Below are 16,324 nucleotides of genomic sequence, written 5' to 3'. Positions count from 1 at the left end.
TTGATATTTGATGATGACGTTGTGACCAGGCACTGTCATCGTCACGAATGACGATGACAAATGACAATGTAAAGCGGGATCAGCGGACAGGCAGCGGCGCTGCCGAATCGCGCAGGATCAGCGCACCGGTAAAGGTTTTTGGCGGCGTAAATTCACCGCCGTCCAGCATGAAGATAAGACGTCCAATCGTCTCCTGAATCATCTCCGTGACCGGAATTTTAACGCTGGAAAGCGCCGGGATGGTATAGGGCGCCATCGCGATGTCGTCGAATCCGATGACCGAGGTCTGCGCAGGCACGCTCATGCCACGCTCGTGTAACTGTTTGATGGCGCCAATCGCCATATCGTCATTACTGGCTACCAGCGCGGTAAAACTCACCTTGCGCGCCAGGAGCGTATCCACCCCTTCAGCACCGCTGGCGGGCGTCCACTTTCCGTTGACAATCAATTCGTTATTGATAGCGATGCCGTGTCGCGTCAATGCGTCTTTATACCCTGAGAGACGCTCCACGCCGGTAGGGGAATCCATCGAACCGGTGATAAACGCAATCTCGCGATGCCCCCCGGCGATCAACTGTTCCACCGCGTTAAAACTGGTCTGCTTCTGGTCGCAATAAACGCAGTGGCTGCTGTTTCTTCGCAGCCGACGGTTAAGCACCATAATGGGCTGGGCGTGTGAGTCGATAATGTCGTCAATCTCATCCACACTAAGAAAACGGGGATAAATCATAATGGCGTCGCAGCGCAGATCGAGCAGATACTGAATCGCCTGACGCTCTTCTTCCGCGCTGTGTTTGCCGTCCGCGAGCAGAAGCTGACGCCCCTTATCCTCTGCCATTCGCGCCGTATGAAATAACAGCTCGCTAAAATAAACGCCGTGGTAAAGGGTGTTCGTCACCACCAGACCGAGGGTCTGCGTTTTCTTCGCCGCCAGACTGCGCGCTAACAAATTGGGTCGATAGCCGCTCTCTTCAATGGCCTGAAACACGCGGTCTTTGGTCTCCTGGCTGACGTAGCCGTTACCTGAAAGCACCCGGGAAACCGTCGCTTTCGACACCCCGGCGCGCTTCGCCACCTCCAGCATCGTCGTCATATTACTCATCCATTAGCACTCAATGACACGCAGTGTACTTCACCGTACCGTTGTTGTCCTTGATGGTAAATCACCGCCCAAAACAACAAGTGATCATTCTCACAATTATAAAAAATGATCGAATTGTGATCTTGTATCACTCAGTGAAACTATTCATGATTTTGTGGAACCGGTTTCCTATTTTGCGTTTCATTGCCCACGTTTTTTAGCGAAAAGGCGTAAGACGATAAAACTACCCTATTGATAAAACAGGATAAAATCCGATGTCTAAGAATTATGCGGCACTGGCGCGCTCCGTGGTGACGGCGCTGGGCGGTGTGGATAACATCACCGCCGTGACACACTGCATGACGCGTCTGCGTTTCGTTCTCAAAGATGACGCGCAGGTCGACAGCGCGACGTTGAAAACCCTCAGCGGCGTTCTCGGCGTGGTTCGCAGCGACAACCAGTGTCAGGTGATTATCGGCAACACCGTTTCACAGGCGTATCGCGAAGTCGTCAGTCTGCTGCCGACCGATATGCAGCCCGCAGCGCCCGTCGGCAAACCTAAACTCACCTTTAAACGCATCGGCGCGGGGATCCTTGACGCGCTGATCGGTACCATGTCCCCGCTGATCCCGGCGATTATCGGCGGATCGATGCTGAAACTGCTGGCCATGATCCTCGAAATGACGGGGCTGCTGGAAAAAGGCGCCTCCACGCTGACCATCCTGACGGTAATTGGCGACGGCGCATTCTTCTTCCTGCCGCTGATGGTGGCGGCGTCAGCGGCAATCAAGTTCAAAACAAACATGTCGCTGGCGATTGCCATCGCAGGCGTGCTGGTTCACCCGAGTTTTATCGACCTGATGGCGAAAGCCGCCGAAGGTGAACACGTTGAATTTGCCCTGATCCCGGTGACGGCGGTGAAATACACCTACACGGTGATCCCGGCGCTGGTGATGACGTGGTGTCTTTCATACATCGAACGCTGGGTGGATCGCATTACCCCAGCCGTCACGAAAAACTTCCTGAAACCAATGCTGATCGTCCTGATCGCCGCCCCGCTCGCCATTGTTTTAATCGGCCCAATCGGGATCTGGATCGGTAGCGCCATCTCCGCGCTGGTTTACACCATTCACGGCTATCTGGGCTGGCTTTCCGTCGCCATCATGGGCGCGCTGTGGCCGCTGCTGGTCATGACCGGGATGCACCGCGTCTTTACCCCAACCATCATCCAGACCATTGCTGAAACCGGCAAAGAAGGCATGGTCATGCCGTCTGAAATTGGCGCTAACCTGTCGCTGGGCGGTTCCTCTCTGGCCGTCGCATGGAAAACCAAGAACCCGGAACTGCGCCAGACGGCGCTTGCCGCCGCCGCTTCCGCAATTATGGCGGGGATCTCCGAACCGGCGCTGTACGGCGTGGCGGTACGTCTGAAGCGTCCGCTGATTGCGAGCCTGATCAGCGGTTTTATCTGCGGCGCGGTGGCAGGTATGGCGGGGCTTGCCAGCCACTCGATGGCGGCGCCGGGCCTGTTCACCAGCGTCCAGTTCTTCGACCCGGCAAACCCGATGACCATCGCCTGGGTGTTTGGCGTGATGGCGCTGGCCGTGGTGCTCTCTTTTGTTCTGACGCTGCTCCTCGGCTTTGAAGATATCCCCGTGGAAGACGCAGCCGCACAGGCAAGAAAAAACCAGGCCGCGCAACCGACTACTGCAAAAGAAGCCAGCATCTGACTGGCGCATATTGAGGATGACTATGTCTGTATTTCCGCAAGGATTTTTATGGGGCGGCGCACTGGCCGCCAACCAGTCTGAAGGGGCATACCGGGAAGGCGGCAAAGGGCTGAGCACCGTCGATATGATCCCGCACGGCGAGCACCGGATGCCGGTAAAACTGGGGCTGGAGAAACGCTTTCAACTGCGGGATGACGAATTTTATCCAGGCCATGACGCGATTGATTTTTACCATCGCTATAAAGACGATATCGCCCTGATGGCGGAGATGGGCTTCACGGTGTTTCGCACCTCGATCGCCTGGAGCCGTCTCTACCCTGACGGCGATGAGCTGACGCCGAACGAAGAAGGCATCACGTTTTATCGCGCGGTGTTTGAAGAGTGTAAAAAGTACGGTATTGAGCCGCTGGTCACATTGTGCCACTTCGATGTGCCGATGCACCTGGTGACGGAGTACGGCTCCTGGCGCAATCGCAAAATGGTGGAATTCTTTACCCGCTACGCGCGAACCTGCTTTGAAGCCTTTGACGGTCTGGTGAAATACTGGCTGACGTTCAACGAAATCAACATCATGCTGCACAGCCCATTCTCCGGCGCGGGCCTGGTGTTTGAGGAAGGTGAAAATCAGGATCAGGTGAAGTATCAGGCCGCGCATCACGAGCTGATTGCCAGCGCGCTGGCGACCCAAATCGCCCATGAGGTCAACCCGCAAAACCAGGTCGGCTGTATGCTGGCGGGCGGCAATTTTTATCCTTACTCCTGTAAACCGCAGGACGTCTGGACCGCGCTGGAGAAAGACCGCGAAAACCTGTTCTTTATCGATGTGCAGGCGCGCGGCGCTTATCCGGCCTATTCCGCCCGCGTCTTTCGCGAGAAAGGCGTGGTGATTGAAAAAGCCCCGGAAGACGACGCTATCCTGAAGAACACCGTCGATTTCGTCTCGTTTAGCTACTACGCGTCACGCTGCGCTTCAGCGGAGATGAACGCCAATAACACCAACGCCGCCAACGTGGTGAAATCGCTGCGCAATCCGCACCTTGACGTCAGCGAATGGGGCTGGGGGATTGACCCGCTTGGTCTGCGCATCACCATGAATATGATGTATGACCGCTACCAGAAGCCGCTGTTTCTGGTGGAAAACGGCCTCGGCGCGAAAGATGAGCCGGACGCGAAAGGTGAGATCCATGATGATTACCGCATCAGCTACCTGCGCGAGCATATTCGGGCGATGGCCGACGCCATTGAAGACGGCGTGCCGCTGATGGGTTACACCACCTGGGGCTGCATCGATCTGGTGTCCGCCTCGACAGGCGAAATGAGCAAACGCTACGGGTTTGTGTATGTCGACCGTGACGACGCTGGCAACGGCACGCTGGCGCGTACCCGCAAAAAATCATTCTGGTGGTACAAGAAAGTGATTGCGAGTAACGGGGAAGATCTGGCGTAGCCCGTTTTGCCGGGTGGCGGCTTCGCCTTACCCGGCCTACAAAACCGTAGGCCCGGTAAGCGTAGCGCCACCGGGCACCTGCTCAGAGCGGAGAAAATCCCCCGTCGCCAACCCACTCTGCAAGCCTTGAATAAACCACCTCAACCGCGTCTTTAATCGCTTGCGTCATCGGATAATAAAAGCCAACGATATCCGGCTGGATGCCGAGGAAAATCACGTCGCCAACGTCCTCTTTCAGCTGATCCACCAGGTAATTCAACGGCATATTGTGGGTGGTCATCATAAACATTTCGGCGATGTCATCCGGGTCGATGATGCGGATCTCGCCCGGATTCAGCCCCATGTCGGTCGCATCGACAATCAGCAGACGATCCGGGCGCAGTTCGCGGATCGCGACAATATCGTTCTCCGGCGCGCTGCCGCCGTCAATAACAACCCAGTTGCCTTTAGGCTCCGCGGCGCACATCTCGGCCAGTAGTGGCCCGGCGCCGTCATCGCCCATCATACTGTTGCCGACGCACAATAAAACGTCAGTCACGGTGTCTCCTCACCATCAGATAGATGGCGCTTTCCTGATGAATATCGTGGAGCATACTCAGCATCAGCTTGCTCCACGCCTGCTGTTGCGGGCTTTGCGCAGCGAGCGCGCTGTCGAAAGCGCGCGCCAGCATTTGCACATGGTTAAAATCGATGACGATCTCGCCATACTTCGGCACGCCTTCCATTTTACGTCTGGCCTCGCTTCCCTCTTCCAGAGTCGCAATCCACGCCAGATAATCCTCCCACGGGCAGGTTAACGCCGCTTCCAGGCAGTCGATGACCCCAAGGTGGTGGCCAATCGCCAGGCTGTAATAGACAACCTGCTGCGCCTCGGCGGGCGTCGCATCGTTCTCATCAATAAACTTACGGCTCAGTTGACTGAACACCACCGTTTCACTCATCGGATACGCGCCTCTTCAACCACATGATTCAGGTGAGTGACAATCTCGGTCAGACGCGGATCGTTTTCCACTTCCAGCCAGCGCGCCACCTGATGTTCACCCTGCCCCAGTTGGGTCAGGTAATCATCGGCGATCTGACGGCCATAGCGATAACCCGCCAGACGACGCGCCGCGCGATCCACCTTCACGCGTAGCGGCTGCACCATGTCGGGATGCAGAATCTCTGCCGCCTGCTCGTCCAGTTCACCCGGCGCGCGGGCGTGAATTTTCTGCTCCAGCAAACCCAGCGCCATCGCGAAACCGTACAACGTTGCCGCAGGCGTCGGCGGGCAGCCCGGAATGTAGACATCCACCGGTACGATTTTGTCGGTGCCGCCCCAGACGCAGTACAGGTCGTGGAAGATACCGCCGCTGTTGCCGCAGGCGCCGTAAGAGATACAGATTTTTGGGTCCGGCGCGGACTGCCAGGCGCGCAGCGCCGGAGAACGCATTGCGCGCGTCACCGCCCCGGTGAACAGCAGAATATCCGCATGACGCGGCGACGGGACGACTTTGATGCCAAAACGTTCGGCGTCAAACAGCGGAGAAAGGGTGGCAAAAATTTCGATTTCGCAGCCGTTGCAGCCACCGCAGTCCACGCGGTAGACATACGCCGAACGCTTAATGTTTTTCAGCAAAGACGCCTTCATGCTGGCGATGGATTCATCCACCGTCATCGGCAGCGGAATGCCGTTGGCGTCGCGTGGGCCTAATAAATTGCTCATCAGCTGGCCTCTTTCATATGGCGAGTCAGTTCAATACGGTCGGACGGCACCAGGCATTTCTGACGCTTGCAGTCCGGGCAGGTCTCAAAGCTTTCACGGTGATGCTCCGCGCGGCTGTCGCCATTGTGTTTCAGCAGCGCGATGGCGTAATCAATCTCTTTCTGCACCGCGAAAGGACGGTTGCACACGCGGCAATTGCACAGCGTAAAGCGGGACTGTTGCAGAAAATCCGCTTTCTTCCACACCGCCAGCTCATATTCCTGCGAGAGTTTAATCGCCGCCGTCGGGCACACTTCTTCGCAGCGGGCGCAAAAGATGCAGCGCCCGAGGTTGAACTGCCAGGCCAGCTCGCCGGTAACAAGGCAGGTTTCAACCGTCAGCGCATTCGACGGGCAGGCATTGACGCAGGCTGCGCAGCCAATGCACTGCTGCGGGTTATGCTCCGGTTTGCCACGGAAGTTTTTATCAACCGCAATCGGCTCCAGCGGATATGACGACGTCGGCGCGCCGGTTTTGATAACTTTTTTGATAAAGGTAAACATGGCGATTCCTTATTTCAGCGGCGAGTTTTTACGCTCAATGCTGTAGCGCTCAAGTTCTTTGTACGGCACGACTTTGCTCTTCTTCTTACGCACATCCACCACGGTCATGCGGTCGGTACAGGAGTAGCAAGGGTCGAGGCTACCGATGATCAGCGGCGCGTCGGAGACCGTGTTACCGCGCAGCATATAGCGCAGGGTCGGCCAGTTGGCGTAGGTCGCCGCACGGCAGCGCCAGCGGTACAGCTTCTGGTTGTCGCCGATCATGCTCCAGTGGATGTCATCCCCGCGCGGCGCTTCGGCAAAGCCCAGCGCAAAACGGTGTGGGATATAGGTAAAGCCTTCCACCATCAGCGGGCCGCCCGGCAGGTTGTCCAGGCCGAAATCGATCATGTTCAGCGCGGTGTACACTTCGTTGATGCGCACTTTCAGACGGGAAATGACGTCACAGCCCTGCTCGCTATGCACTTCCATCGGCAGCAGGCCGTAGCCGACAAACGGGTGATCGGCGCGGGTATCGCGCGCGTGACCGCTGGCGCGCACCATCGGCCCCACGTTACTGAAGTCGCGGGCGATTTCCGGGTCGAGGCGCCCAATGCCGACGGTGCGTTGCTCCATGTTCGGCGTGCTGAGCAGCATATCCACCAGTTCCTGCACCTCGCGGCGCATCTGCTGCGCCAGTTGACGGGTCTGGATCATGTCCTCTTTCAGCAGATCGCGACGAATCCCGCCGATCAGGTTCAGACCGTAGGTTTTACGCGCCCCGGTAAGGATCTCCGCCATTTTCATCGACGTTTCACGCACGCGGAAGAACTGCATAAAGCCGGAGTCAAAGCCGGTAAAGTGGCAGGCCAGACCGAGGTTCAGCAGGTGTGAATGCAGACGCTCAACTTCCAGCAGAATGGCACGGATCATCTGCGCGCGTTCCGGCACCACGATGCCCATCGCATTCTCGACGGAGGTGGTATAGGCGGTGCTGTGAGCAAAGCCGCAAATGCCGCACACGCGATCCGACAGGAAGGTGACTTCGTTGTAGCCCATGCGGGTTTCCGCCAGTTTCTCCATGCCGCGATGGACGTAGAACAGGCGGTAATCGGCGTCGATAATGTTTTCGCCGTCAACAAACAGACGGAAGTGACCCGGTTCATCAGAGGTGACGTGCAGCGGGCCGATCGGCACCACGTTGTTTTTCTTGTCACCCAGTTCGTTGATAAATTCGTAGGTTTCGGCATCGGTGGTCGGCGCCGGACGTTGACGGTAATCCATGCTGTCTTTACGCAGCGGATAGAGTTCATCCGGCCAGTCATCCGGCAGCACCAGGCGGCGTTCATCAGGCAGGCCGACCGGGATCAGGCCATACATGTCGCGCACTTCGCGTTCGCCCCACACCGCAGCCGGCACGCGCGGCGTCACGGACGGAAACTCCAGTTTGTTGGCATCGACTTCAACGCGCACGGTTATCCAGCACTTCGTCCCCTGCTCCATCGACAACACGTAGTAAACGGCATAGTGGCCGCACAGCTGGCGTTCGTCGTTGCCAAACAGTACCGAGAGCCATCCGCCCTGTTTGTAGTAGAGAAACTCCACCACTTCCGGCAGGTAGTTCACCTTCACGGTGAGGGTCAGCTGATCTTTGGTCTGCCAGGCTTCGTCCAGCACCACGCCCGGAAAAGCCTGGTGCAGCGCCGCAAGGTATTGTTGACCTAATTTTTCTTCAGACATGCTCAAACTCTCTTAAATCACGCCACCAGCAAGGAGACGAATGCTAAAAACGCAAACCCAAAACCGGCCCAGGTCACGCGTGAAGTGGCGCAAAAACGCAGGCGCGCCATGCTGTTTTCGAACAGGGCAATCACCAGTACGCCAGCGATCAGCTTGACGATGGCAATCACCAGCGCCAGCAGCAGCCCACCTGCGCTGAAGGTTTCCATCTGTCCCCACGGCAGGAATACGCCGACAAACATTTGCAGCACCACCAGCTGTTTCAGGCTGATGCCCCACTTCAGCACCGCGAAGCCGCTGCCGCTGTATTCGGTCAGCGGGCCTTCCTGCAACTCCTGCTCCGCTTCCGCCAGATCGAAAGGCAGTTTGCCCATCTCGATAAAGGTGGCGAACGCGCAGGCGCACAGCGCCAGCATCAGCGGAATGCTGCGTGCTACCGGCCAGTGGTAAATCGTGTCGGTGATATTGCTGATGTGTGTGGAACCGGCCACCTGCGCCGCCACCCACAGGCCGAGCAGCAGGATTGGCTCCACCAGTACGCCGAGCATCGCTTCGCGGCTTGCGCCGATCGCGGTAAACGGACTCCCGGTATCCAGACCGGCAATAGAAAAGAAGAAACGGGCGATCGCAAAAAGGTAGATTAGGGTGATCAGATCGCCCAACTGCGGCAACGGCGAACCAACCGTCACCACCGGCAGCGCGGTCGCGATAGTCAGCATGACGCCGACCATCACAAACGGCGTCAGGCGAAAGACCCAGCCGGAATCGGCAGGCGCAACGCTCTGGCGCCCCAACAGTTTGATCAGGTCGCGATACTCCTGCAAAACGCCCGGCCCACGACGGTTGTGCAACCGGGCACGCGCCACGCGGGTAATACCGGACAGCAGCGGCGCTGCGGCGAATAACACCAGCGCCTGAATTAACGGATATAACACACTCATTCTCAGGCTCCTCGTGAAACCACAATCACCACCAGCACCGCCAGCTCAATCAGCGCCAGGCGGCGGAACAGAGCCGGTGCCGCCGCATTCTGCCAGCCCGGAACCAGCGATACCGGGTTAAGCCATTTACGCAACTTAAGTACCAGGGCAAAGGCCTCTTTCACCGGCATGGCGAAACCGTGGGCGGTAATCACCATCGACTGCTCGTGGTCGTAGCCACAGACCCAGGCCGCGCCGCGTGAACGCGACGGCAGACGGTTGCCTTTGAAAATCGCCATGATGATGAACGGCAGCAGCGGACAGGCGATCAGCAGCAGCGCGATCATCGGCTGAGAAACGGTGGTGTTCGCCGTCTCCAGCGGCAGAGGCACGGCGGTGGAGATCAGCGGCAGCAGCCACGGCGCGGCAACGCCGCCCAGCACGCAGCAAATGGCCAGCGCGACGACGCTCACCCCCATCAGGATTGGCGCACAGCAGGTGTTTTCCGCCTCTTTGGTACGCGGCGCGCCAAGGAACGTAACGCCATAGACTTTCGCCATACACATCACCGCCAGCGCACCGGTAATTGCCAGCCCGACGGCCAGCAACGGCCCTAACAGACGGCCAATGAACGCGCCGCTGTTGCCCAGTTTGAAGAAGGACTGATAGATAACCCACTCACCGGCAAACCCGTTCAGCGGCGGCAGCGCGGCCATCGCCATCAGGCCAATCAACATCGCGACAGAAATCACCGGCATACGTTTACCAATACCGCCCAGTTTTTCGATGTCGCGGTGCCCGGTACGGAACCAAATGCTGCCCGCGCCCAAAAACAGCACGCTTTTGAACAGGCTATGGTTGACCAGATGATAGAGACCACCGGTCAGGCCGAGCGCAATCAGCGCCGGTTGATTAAGGGCGATACCGGTGACGCCCGCGCCCAGACCGAGCAGGATAATGCCGATGTTTTCCAGAGTGTGGTACGCCAGCAGACGCTGAATGTTATGTTCCATCAGCGCATACAGACCGCCGACAAACGCGGTGATCATGCCGAGCACCAGCAGCAGAACGCCCCACCACAGCGGCGCATTGCCGCCAATCAGCGATAAAGAGAGAATGCCCAGCAGACCCATTTTCATCACCACGGTAGAGAACAGGGCCGCCGCCGGCGCGCTGGCGTTGGCATGCGCCTGCGGCACCCAACCGTGCAGCGGGATAATCCCGGCCAGCAGACCAAAACCGACTACGCCGAGCAGCCAGATGTCAGAACCGAGCGGCAACGCCTGGGCGCGCAGATCGAGCAGACGCAGTTCCAGCGTGCCGTAACGCTGCCACACCAGCCAGCAGGCGACAGCCAGCAGCAGCGTACCGATACGCCCCAGCGCAAACCACAGTTTGCCCTCTTTGCTGCAACCGGTAAGAAACACCGCGCACAGTGCCATGATTTCCGCCATCACCACCAGCGTGCCGAGATTGCTGGCGACGACCGCGCAAACTGCCGCCGCCATCAGCAGGTTTACCAGCAGCCCGTTGGCTAACACCAGCGGGTGACGATGCCAGTCGATGTTGTACAGGCTGACGAACAGCCCGCACAGCCCAAGCGTAATCAGCCAGATGGCGTTCAGCGGGGTGATTTGTAAACCATGACCGATCAACGGCATCACGCCGCTGACCGCTGTCGCATTCACCAGGACGGAAAAACCCGCCGCCGCGGTATACAGACTGCCGACTGCGCCGCCGACACCGGCGACCCAGCCGCTCAGCGCTTTATGAAAGGAGAACAGAAATGCCAGTACGGCCGCCGCCGCGAACCAGGCCACACCGCTATTGATCAATGAAATTGCGTTCATTTTGCCTCCCCACTTTGCGCCTGCTGAAACAAGGTGAGATCGCCAAAATCGGTGTTGAAGGTCAGCTCACGTTTGCGCTTGCTGGCGCGGGCGATATCCATGTTATTCACCAGGTGTAACGCGTTGGTCGGACACATCCGCACGCAGGCCGGGCCTTGTTCGTCGAAGCTGCACAGATCGCATTTGACCGCGATGGCGCGCACGCCCGGCACCCAGTCCAGCAGCGTACTGACGCGTGCCGGCGCGGGAGGCGCCGGCGGGGCTTTCGGTGAATTGGCATTCGCCGGAATATGCAGCGGACGACTGCCGGAAAATTCAATCGCGCCGAACGGGCAGGCAATGCCACACAGCTTGCAGCTTACGCACAGGCTTTCATTCAGCTGTACGGCGCCGTCTACCCGATTGATGGCGTTCACCGGGCACACCACGGCACAGGGCGCATCTTCACAGTGGTGACACAGCTGCGGCGCGGATTCTTTTTCATTGAGCATCACTTTCAGCCGCGGCATTGATTGCAGGCCGTGCTGGCGATGCGTCTCTGAACAGGCTGCTTCACAGGTGTGGCAGCCAATACAGAGCGTGGAGTCAGCAATTACAAAACGATTCACCAGGCATTCCTCAGGTGATAGTCATTTTTGACGAAAACATGTCTGAAAAATGTCATTTTCGACACTTATCGACATTCCCATCCCCTCAAACATTCATATGCAGCGTGAAGCGCACGCCGCGAGTAACAACGGGCAGCGCCTCGTGCTTATGCCGCCGGGCTATTTCCCTTTACCAGTTGACGTAAATTCACCGGGCGATTGTTTTCCACGGCGGTGTACAGGCTGTCGTAAACGCTGGCGATTTTTTCGAGATAGTGCTCCAGCACCTGCTCGCGATCGCGGTTACTGACCTTCTCATCAACGAGGCCGTCGATGGTCAATTGCGCTTGTGCAATCAACTGCTTATCTTCACCGTCTTTGGTTTCGACGTAATACTCGATGGTGTGGCTGTTAAAACCGTCCGCCAGGGTGACGTAAATCGTGAAGTGCTCGAAAAGCACAAAGCACAGATCTTTGTCCGGCGCACAGCTCATGGCGTGATGCAGACGCGCTTTTGATAAGGTGATCCCCTGAACCAGTGAGTTGCAGTAGGTTCGCCACTGGTCCAGCAGGCGATGATGCCGCTGCGCGATGTAATCAGCCTTTTCGCTTATTTCCCAAATAGTCATGTCAGGTTACCCGGTTAGCAGAGATAGCCAGCCTTAAGCATTTTCCATGCCAGTTTTTAAACCTTTATTTTTCATGATGATACAAAAACAGCCATCACGTTCGACGCTGTGACGACATGTCATTTCGTCATCGTCGTCATTGCCACAAGCAAGGGAAAAATAACTGGCATATTTATTGCTTATTCAGGGCAATGAATTCGGGAGGCGATATGCACGAAATAACTCTCTGCCAACGGGCACTGGAATTAATTGAACAACAGGCCGCAGCGCACGGTGCAAAACGGGTAACTGGGGTCTGGCTCAAAATTGGCGCATTTTCTTGCGTAGAAACCAGCGCTCTCGCCTTTTGTTTTGATCTGGTATGCCGTGGCACCCTGGCGGAAGGTTGTAAACTCCACCTCGAAGAACAAGAAGCCGAATGCTGGTGCGAGTCTTGTCAGCAGTACGTCACGCTACTGACGCAGCGCGTGCGCCGTTGTCCGCAATGCCAGAGCGACACGCTACGCATTGTGGCCGATGACGGGTTGCAGATTCGCCGAATTGAAATAGACAGTAATCCAACGCCGGATAGCGACGCCTGAGCGTCTTATCCGGCCGACAGGAATGGCCTGAGTTGTAGGCTGCATAAAGCAAAGCCGCCATCCGGCAATAGATTTACCGCAAGATAGAGATCAGGAGTGAGCGATGTGTACGACATGCGGTTGCGGTGAAGGCAACCTTTATATAGAGGGAGATGAGCATAATCCCCATTCGGCGTTTCGTAGCGCGCCTTTTGCCCCGGCGGCTCGCCCGGCACTGAACATCACCGGCGTGAAGACATCCGCCTTTACCCCGAGCCAGACCGCAGAAGGCGATCTGCACTACGGTCACGGTGAAGCGGGAACCCATGCGCCGGGTATGAGCCAGCGCCGGATGCTGGAAGTCGAAATTGACGTGCTGGACAAAAACAACCGTCTGGCCGAGCGCAACCGCGCCCGCTTCGCCGCCCGCCAGCATCTGGTGCTCAACCTTGTCTCCAGCCCCGGTTCCGGTAAAACCACCCTGCTGACCGAAACGCTGATGAAGTTAAAAGACAGTGTGCCGTGCGCGGTGATTGAAGGCGACCAGCAAACGGTCAACGACGCCGCCCGCATCCGCGCGACCGGTACGCCTGCGATTCAGGTCAACACCGGCAAAGGCTGCCATCTTGATGCGCAAATGATTGCCGATGCCGCTCCGCGTCTGCCGCTGGCCGACAACGGTATTCTGTTTATCGAAAACGTCGGTAACCTTGTCTGCCCGGCCAGCTTTGACCTCGGCGAGCGCCATAAAGTGGCGGTGCTTTCCGTTACGGAAGGCGAAGACAAGCCGCTGAAATACCCGCATATGTTCGCCGCCGCTTCGCTCATGCTCCTGAACAAAGTCGATCTGCTGCCGTACCTCAATTTTGACGTTGAGAAGTGCATCGCCAGCGCCCGGGAAGTCAATCCTGACATTGAGATCATCCTCATCTCCGCCACCAGCGGCGAAGGGATGGATCGGTGGCTGAACTGGCTGGAGGCACAGCGATGTGCATAGGCGTTCCGGGGCAAATTCGCTCCATTGACGGCAATCAGGCGAAAGTCGATGTCTGCGGCATCCAGCGCGATGTCGACCTGACGCTGGTTGGCAGTTGCGATGAGAGCGGTGAGCCGCGTCTGGGCCAGTGGGTGCTGGTTCACGTTGGTTTTGCCATGAGTGTGATTAACGAAGCGGAAGCGCGCGACACCCTCGACGCGCTGCAAAACATGTTTGATGTCGAACCGGACGTCGGCGCTTTGTTGTATGGCGAGGAAAAATAATGCGTTTTGTTGACGAATATCGCGCACCGGAACAGGTGATGCAGTTGATTGATCACCTGCGTGAACGTGCCGTGCATCTCCCTTATACCGCCGAACGTCCGCTGCGCATCATGGAAGTGTGCGGCGGCCATACTCACGCCATCTTCAAGTTCGGCCTCGACCAGCTGCTGCCCGACAACGTGGAGTTTATCCACGGCCCCGGCTGCCCGGTGTGCGTGCTGCCGATGGGCAGAATTGACAGCTGCGTGGAGATCGCCAGCCATCCTGAGGTGATTTTCTGCACCTTTGGCGATGCCATACGCGTACCGGGGAAACAGGGTTCGCTATTGCAGGCCAAAGCCCGTGGCGCAGATATCCGCATTGTTTATTCGCCAATGGATGCCCTGAAACTGGCGCAGGAAAACCCAACGCGCAAAGTCGTTTTCTTCGGTCTGGGATTTGAAACCACCATGCCGACCACCGCCATCACGCTGCAACAGGCGAAGCTTCGCAACGTGCAGAACTTTTACTTTTTCTGTCAGCACATCACGCTTATTCCAACGCTGCGCAGCCTGCTGGAGCAGCCGGATAACGGAATTGACGCGTTTCTCGCGCCGGGTCACGTCAGCATGGTGATCGGCACCGACGCCTATAGCTTCATCGCGACGGATTTCCATCGTCCTCTGGTGGTGGCGGGATTCGAACCGCTTGATCTACTGCAAGGCGTCGTCATGCTGGTTGAGCAGAAAATAGCCTCCCATAGCCAGGTTGAGAACCAGTACCGTCGCGTGGTGCCGGATGCCGGTAATCTACTGGCGCAACAGGCTATCGCCGAGGTGTTTTGCGTCAACGGCGACAGCGAATGGCGCGGGCTGGGCGTGATTGAATCGTCCGGTGTCCACCTGACGCCAGACTACCAGCGGTTTGACGCCGAAGCGCACTTCCGCCCGGCGCCGCAACAGGTGTGCGACGATCCGCGTGCGCGCTGCGGAGAAGTGCTCACCGGCAAGTGCAAACCGCACCAGTGCCCGTTGTTTGGCACGACCTGTAACCCGCAGACGGCGTTCGGCGCGTTAATGGTCTCCTCCGAGGGGGCATGCGCCGCCTGGTATCAATATCGTCAGCAGGAGTGTGAAGCATGAACAGCGTACAACTTGCCCACGGCAGCGGCGGTCTGGCCATGCAGCAGCTGATTAACAGCCTGTTTATGGAAGCTTTTGCCAACCCGTGGCTGGCTGAGCAGGAAGATCAGGCGCGTCTTGAACTGGCGCAACTGGCGGCGGAAGGCGACCGCCTGGCCTTCTCCACCGACAGCTATGTTATTGACCCGCTGTTTTTCCCCGGCGGCAATATCGGCAAACTGGCGATTTGCGGCACGGCCAACGACGTGGCGGTCAGCGGCGCAATCCCGCGTTATCTCTCCTGCGGCTTTATCCTCGAAGAAGGTCTGCCGATGGAGACGCTGAAAAGCGTGGTGAACAGCATGGCGGCAACCGCGCGCGAAGCCGGTATCGCCATTGTGACCGGTGATACCAAAGTCGTTCAGCGCGGCGCGGCGGATAAGCTGTTCATCAACACCGCCGGGATGGGGGCGATTCCCGCCAATATTCACTGGGGGGCGCAGACATTAAGCGTGGGAGATGTGCTGCTGGTCAGCGGCACGCTCGGCGATCATGGCGCAACGATCCTCAATTTGCGTGAACAACTGGGGCTGGATGGCGAACTGGTCAGCGACTGCGCGGTATTAACCCCGCTTATTCAGACGCTGCGTGATATTCCTGGCGTGAAAGCCTTACGCGATGCGACGCGCGGCGGCGTGAATGCTGTCGCCCATGAGTTTGCCGCCGCCTGCGGCTTCGGTATTGAGTTGTCTGAATCCGCGCTGCCGGTCAAACCGGCGGTGCGCGGCGTCTGCGAACTGCTGGGGCTGGATGCGCTTAACTTTGCCAATGAAGGCAAACTGGTGATCGCCGTTGAACGCCAGGCCGCAGACGCGGTGCTTGACGCGCTGCGCGCGCACCCGCTGGGCCGCGATGTGGCGCCGATCGGCGAGGTAGTTGAACGCAGAGGCGTTCGCCTGGCCGGTCTGTATGGCGTGAAACGTACCCTTGATTTACCCCACGCCGAACCGTTGCCGCGTATATGCTAGCGCCTGATGGCGCTGTGCTTATCAGGCCTACGGTTCAACGCAGTTTGTTGGCCGGATAAGGCGTTTACGCCGCCATCCGGCAAAGGCGCCTGATGGCGCTATGCTTATCAGGCCTGCGGATGGACAGGCCTGCGGTGATACCCAAAATATATTACCTATATCTATA

At 57.8% G+C, this 16,324-nt stretch carries 17 protein-coding genes; 7 read left to right on the top strand and 10 right to left on the bottom strand.

The genetic code is table 11. The features are described 5' to 3' along the window. Window positions 1-79: 79 nt before the first annotated feature. Window positions 80-1,093, bottom strand: a complete 1,014-nt coding sequence (locus OGY62_RS22075) for a LacI family DNA-binding transcriptional regulator (protein WP_286451168.1) — start codon at window positions 1,091-1,093, stop codon at window positions 80-82. A 263-nt stretch (window positions 1,094-1,356) separates the two neighbouring features. Between OGY62_RS22075 and ascF the strand changes: the two genes are divergently transcribed. Both ascF and OGY62_RS22065 read left to right on the top strand, forming a co-directional pair. Next, window positions 1,357-2,811 carry a PTS cellobiose/arbutin/salicin transporter subunit IIBC gene (gene ascF, locus OGY62_RS22070; RefSeq protein WP_012134826.1) on the top strand — a complete coding sequence of 485 codons (1,455 nt, stop codon included), beginning with the start codon at window positions 1,357-1,359 and terminating at the stop codon, window positions 2,809-2,811. Window positions 2,812-2,833: 22 nt separating this feature from the next. Beyond that, the gene (locus OGY62_RS22065) at window positions 2,834-4,258 is read left to right on the top strand and encodes a 6-phospho-beta-glucosidase (RefSeq protein ID WP_115625850.1); all 1,425 of its coding nucleotides are present in this window, start codon (window positions 2,834-2,836) and stop codon (window positions 4,256-4,258) included. An 82-nt stretch (window positions 4,259-4,340) separates the two neighbouring features. Here OGY62_RS22065 and hycI read toward each other — a convergent pair whose 3' ends face one another. The 9 genes from hycI to hycA all read right to left on the bottom strand — a co-directional run bounded on the left by hycI (window position 4,341) and on the right by hycA (window position 12,210). Further along, the gene (hycI, locus tag OGY62_RS22060) at window positions 4,341-4,796 is read right to left on the bottom strand and encodes a hydrogenase maturation peptidase HycI (protein ID WP_286460547.1); all 456 of its coding nucleotides are present in this window, start codon (window positions 4,794-4,796) and stop codon (window positions 4,341-4,343) included. Continuing rightward, the gene (locus OGY62_RS22055; protein WP_058668007.1) at window positions 4,789-5,199 is read right to left on the bottom strand and encodes a formate hydrogenlyase maturation HycH family protein; all 411 of its coding nucleotides are present in this window, start codon (window positions 5,197-5,199) and stop codon (window positions 4,789-4,791) included. The genes hycI and OGY62_RS22055 overlap by 8 nt, the downstream gene beginning before the upstream one ends. Then, window positions 5,196-5,963 (bottom strand): formate hydrogenlyase subunit HycG, encoded by a 768-nt coding sequence (hycG, locus tag OGY62_RS22050; protein ID WP_047461678.1) that lies wholly within the window; start codon window positions 5,961-5,963, stop codon window positions 5,196-5,198. The genes OGY62_RS22055 and hycG overlap by 4 nt, the downstream gene beginning before the upstream one ends. Further along, window positions 5,963-6,505, bottom strand: a complete 543-nt coding sequence (locus OGY62_RS22045) for a formate hydrogenlyase complex iron-sulfur subunit (protein WP_012134831.1) — start codon at window positions 6,503-6,505, stop codon at window positions 5,963-5,965. The genes hycG and OGY62_RS22045 overlap by 1 nt, the downstream gene beginning before the upstream one ends. 9 nt (window positions 6,506-6,514) lie before the next feature. Next, window positions 6,515-8,224, bottom strand: coding sequence for a formate hydrogenlyase subunit HycE (gene hycE / locus OGY62_RS22040; RefSeq protein WP_286460546.1), 1,710 nt, complete (start codon window positions 8,222-8,224; stop codon window positions 6,515-6,517). Window positions 8,225-8,241: 17 nt separating this feature from the next. After that, a complete protein-coding gene (locus OGY62_RS22035) occupies window positions 8,242-9,165 on the bottom strand; it encodes a respiratory chain complex I subunit 1 family protein (protein WP_104868271.1) in 924 nt (307 codons plus the stop codon). 2 nt (window positions 9,166-9,167) lie between these two features. Then, complete coding sequence (hycC, locus tag OGY62_RS22030; protein ID WP_286460545.1) at window positions 9,168-10,994, bottom strand: formate hydrogenlyase subunit 3; 1,827 nt, start codon at window positions 10,992-10,994, stop codon at window positions 9,168-9,170. Next, window positions 10,991-11,602, bottom strand: coding sequence for a formate hydrogenlyase subunit HycB (gene hycB / locus OGY62_RS22025; RefSeq protein ID WP_047461668.1), 612 nt, complete (start codon window positions 11,600-11,602; stop codon window positions 10,991-10,993). The genes hycC and hycB overlap by 4 nt, the downstream gene beginning before the upstream one ends. 146 nt (window positions 11,603-11,748) lie before the next feature. Further along, window positions 11,749-12,210, bottom strand: coding sequence for a formate hydrogenlyase regulator HycA (gene hycA, locus OGY62_RS22020; protein WP_047461665.1), 462 nt, complete (start codon window positions 12,208-12,210; stop codon window positions 11,749-11,751). Window positions 12,211-12,419: 209 nt separating this feature from the next. Between hycA and hypA the strand changes: the two genes are divergently transcribed. From hypA to hypE, 5 genes are all read left to right on the top strand, one after another. Next, window positions 12,420-12,791, top strand: coding sequence for a hydrogenase maturation nickel metallochaperone HypA (hypA, locus tag OGY62_RS22015; RefSeq protein WP_024130894.1), 372 nt, complete (start codon window positions 12,420-12,422; stop codon window positions 12,789-12,791). Between the two features lie 103 nt (window positions 12,792-12,894). Further along, the gene (gene hypB / locus OGY62_RS22010; RefSeq protein WP_012134839.1) at window positions 12,895-13,767 is read left to right on the top strand and encodes a hydrogenase nickel incorporation protein HypB; all 873 of its coding nucleotides are present in this window, start codon (window positions 12,895-12,897) and stop codon (window positions 13,765-13,767) included. Further along, window positions 13,758-14,030, top strand: a complete 273-nt coding sequence (gene hypC / locus OGY62_RS22005) for a hydrogenase 3 maturation protein HypC (RefSeq protein WP_047461662.1) — start codon at window positions 13,758-13,760, stop codon at window positions 14,028-14,030. Before hypB ends, hypC begins: the two co-directional genes overlap by 10 nt. After that, complete coding sequence (gene hypD / locus OGY62_RS22000) at window positions 14,030-15,151, top strand: hydrogenase formation protein HypD (protein WP_198448590.1); 1,122 nt, start codon at window positions 14,030-14,032, stop codon at window positions 15,149-15,151. Before hypC ends, hypD begins: the two co-directional genes overlap by 1 nt. Then, a complete protein-coding gene (hypE, locus tag OGY62_RS21995) occupies window positions 15,148-16,158 on the top strand; it encodes a hydrogenase expression/formation protein HypE (protein WP_286460544.1) in 1,011 nt (336 codons plus the stop codon). The genes hypD and hypE overlap by 4 nt, the downstream gene beginning before the upstream one ends. Window positions 16,159-16,324 lie beyond the last annotated feature (166 nt).

It is taken from the genome of Citrobacter sp. CK198 (genome assembly GCF_030333295.1).
Lineage (GTDB): Bacteria > Pseudomonadota > Gammaproteobacteria > Enterobacterales > Enterobacteriaceae > Citrobacter_B > Citrobacter_B koseri.
The sequence above is the reverse complement of the archived record's forward strand: the minus strand, read 5'-3'. Positions and strand labels throughout refer to the sequence as shown.

Bases quoted from the DNA above. Each gene is read 5' to 3' on its own strand.
- hycE (WP_286460546.1), bottom strand. From the start codon at position 8,224: ATGTCTGAAGAAAAATTAGGTCAACAATACCTTGCGGCGCTGCACCAG.
- hypC (WP_047461662.1), top strand. From the start codon at position 13,758: ATGTGCATAGGCGTTCCGGGGCAAATTCGCTCCATTGACGGCAATCAG.
- hypB (WP_012134839.1), top strand. From the start codon at position 12,895: ATGTGTACGACATGCGGTTGCGGTGAAGGCAACCTTTATATAGAGGGA.
- OGY62_RS22035 (WP_104868271.1), bottom strand. From the start codon at position 9,165: ATGAGTGTGTTATATCCGTTAATTCAGGCGCTGGTGTTATTCGCCGCA.
- hypD (WP_198448590.1), top strand. From the start codon at position 14,030: ATGCGTTTTGTTGACGAATATCGCGCACCGGAACAGGTGATGCAGTTG.
- ascF (WP_012134826.1), top strand. From the start codon at position 1,357: ATGTCTAAGAATTATGCGGCACTGGCGCGCTCCGTGGTGACGGCGCTG.
- OGY62_RS22045 (WP_012134831.1), bottom strand. From the start codon at position 6,505: ATGTTTACCTTTATCAAAAAAGTTATCAAAACCGGCGCGCCGACGTCG.
- hycG (WP_047461678.1), bottom strand. From the start codon at position 5,963: ATGAGCAATTTATTAGGCCCACGCGACGCCAACGGCATTCCGCTGCCG.
- hypE (WP_286460544.1), top strand. From the start codon at position 15,148: ATGAACAGCGTACAACTTGCCCACGGCAGCGGCGGTCTGGCCATGCAG.
- OGY62_RS22075 (WP_286451168.1), bottom strand. From the start codon at position 1,093: ATGACGACGATGCTGGAGGTGGCGAAGCGCGCCGGGGTGTCGAAAGCG.
- hycC (WP_286460545.1), bottom strand. From the start codon at position 10,994: ATGAACGCAATTTCATTGATCAATAGCGGTGTGGCCTGGTTCGCGGCG.
- OGY62_RS22065 (WP_115625850.1), top strand. From the start codon at position 2,834: ATGTCTGTATTTCCGCAAGGATTTTTATGGGGCGGCGCACTGGCCGCC.
- hypA (WP_024130894.1), top strand. From the start codon at position 12,420: ATGCACGAAATAACTCTCTGCCAACGGGCACTGGAATTAATTGAACAA.
- OGY62_RS22055 (WP_058668007.1), bottom strand. From the start codon at position 5,199: ATGAGTGAAACGGTGGTGTTCAGTCAACTGAGCCGTAAGTTTATTGAT.
- hycA (WP_047461665.1), bottom strand. From the start codon at position 12,210: ATGACTATTTGGGAAATAAGCGAAAAGGCTGATTACATCGCGCAGCGG.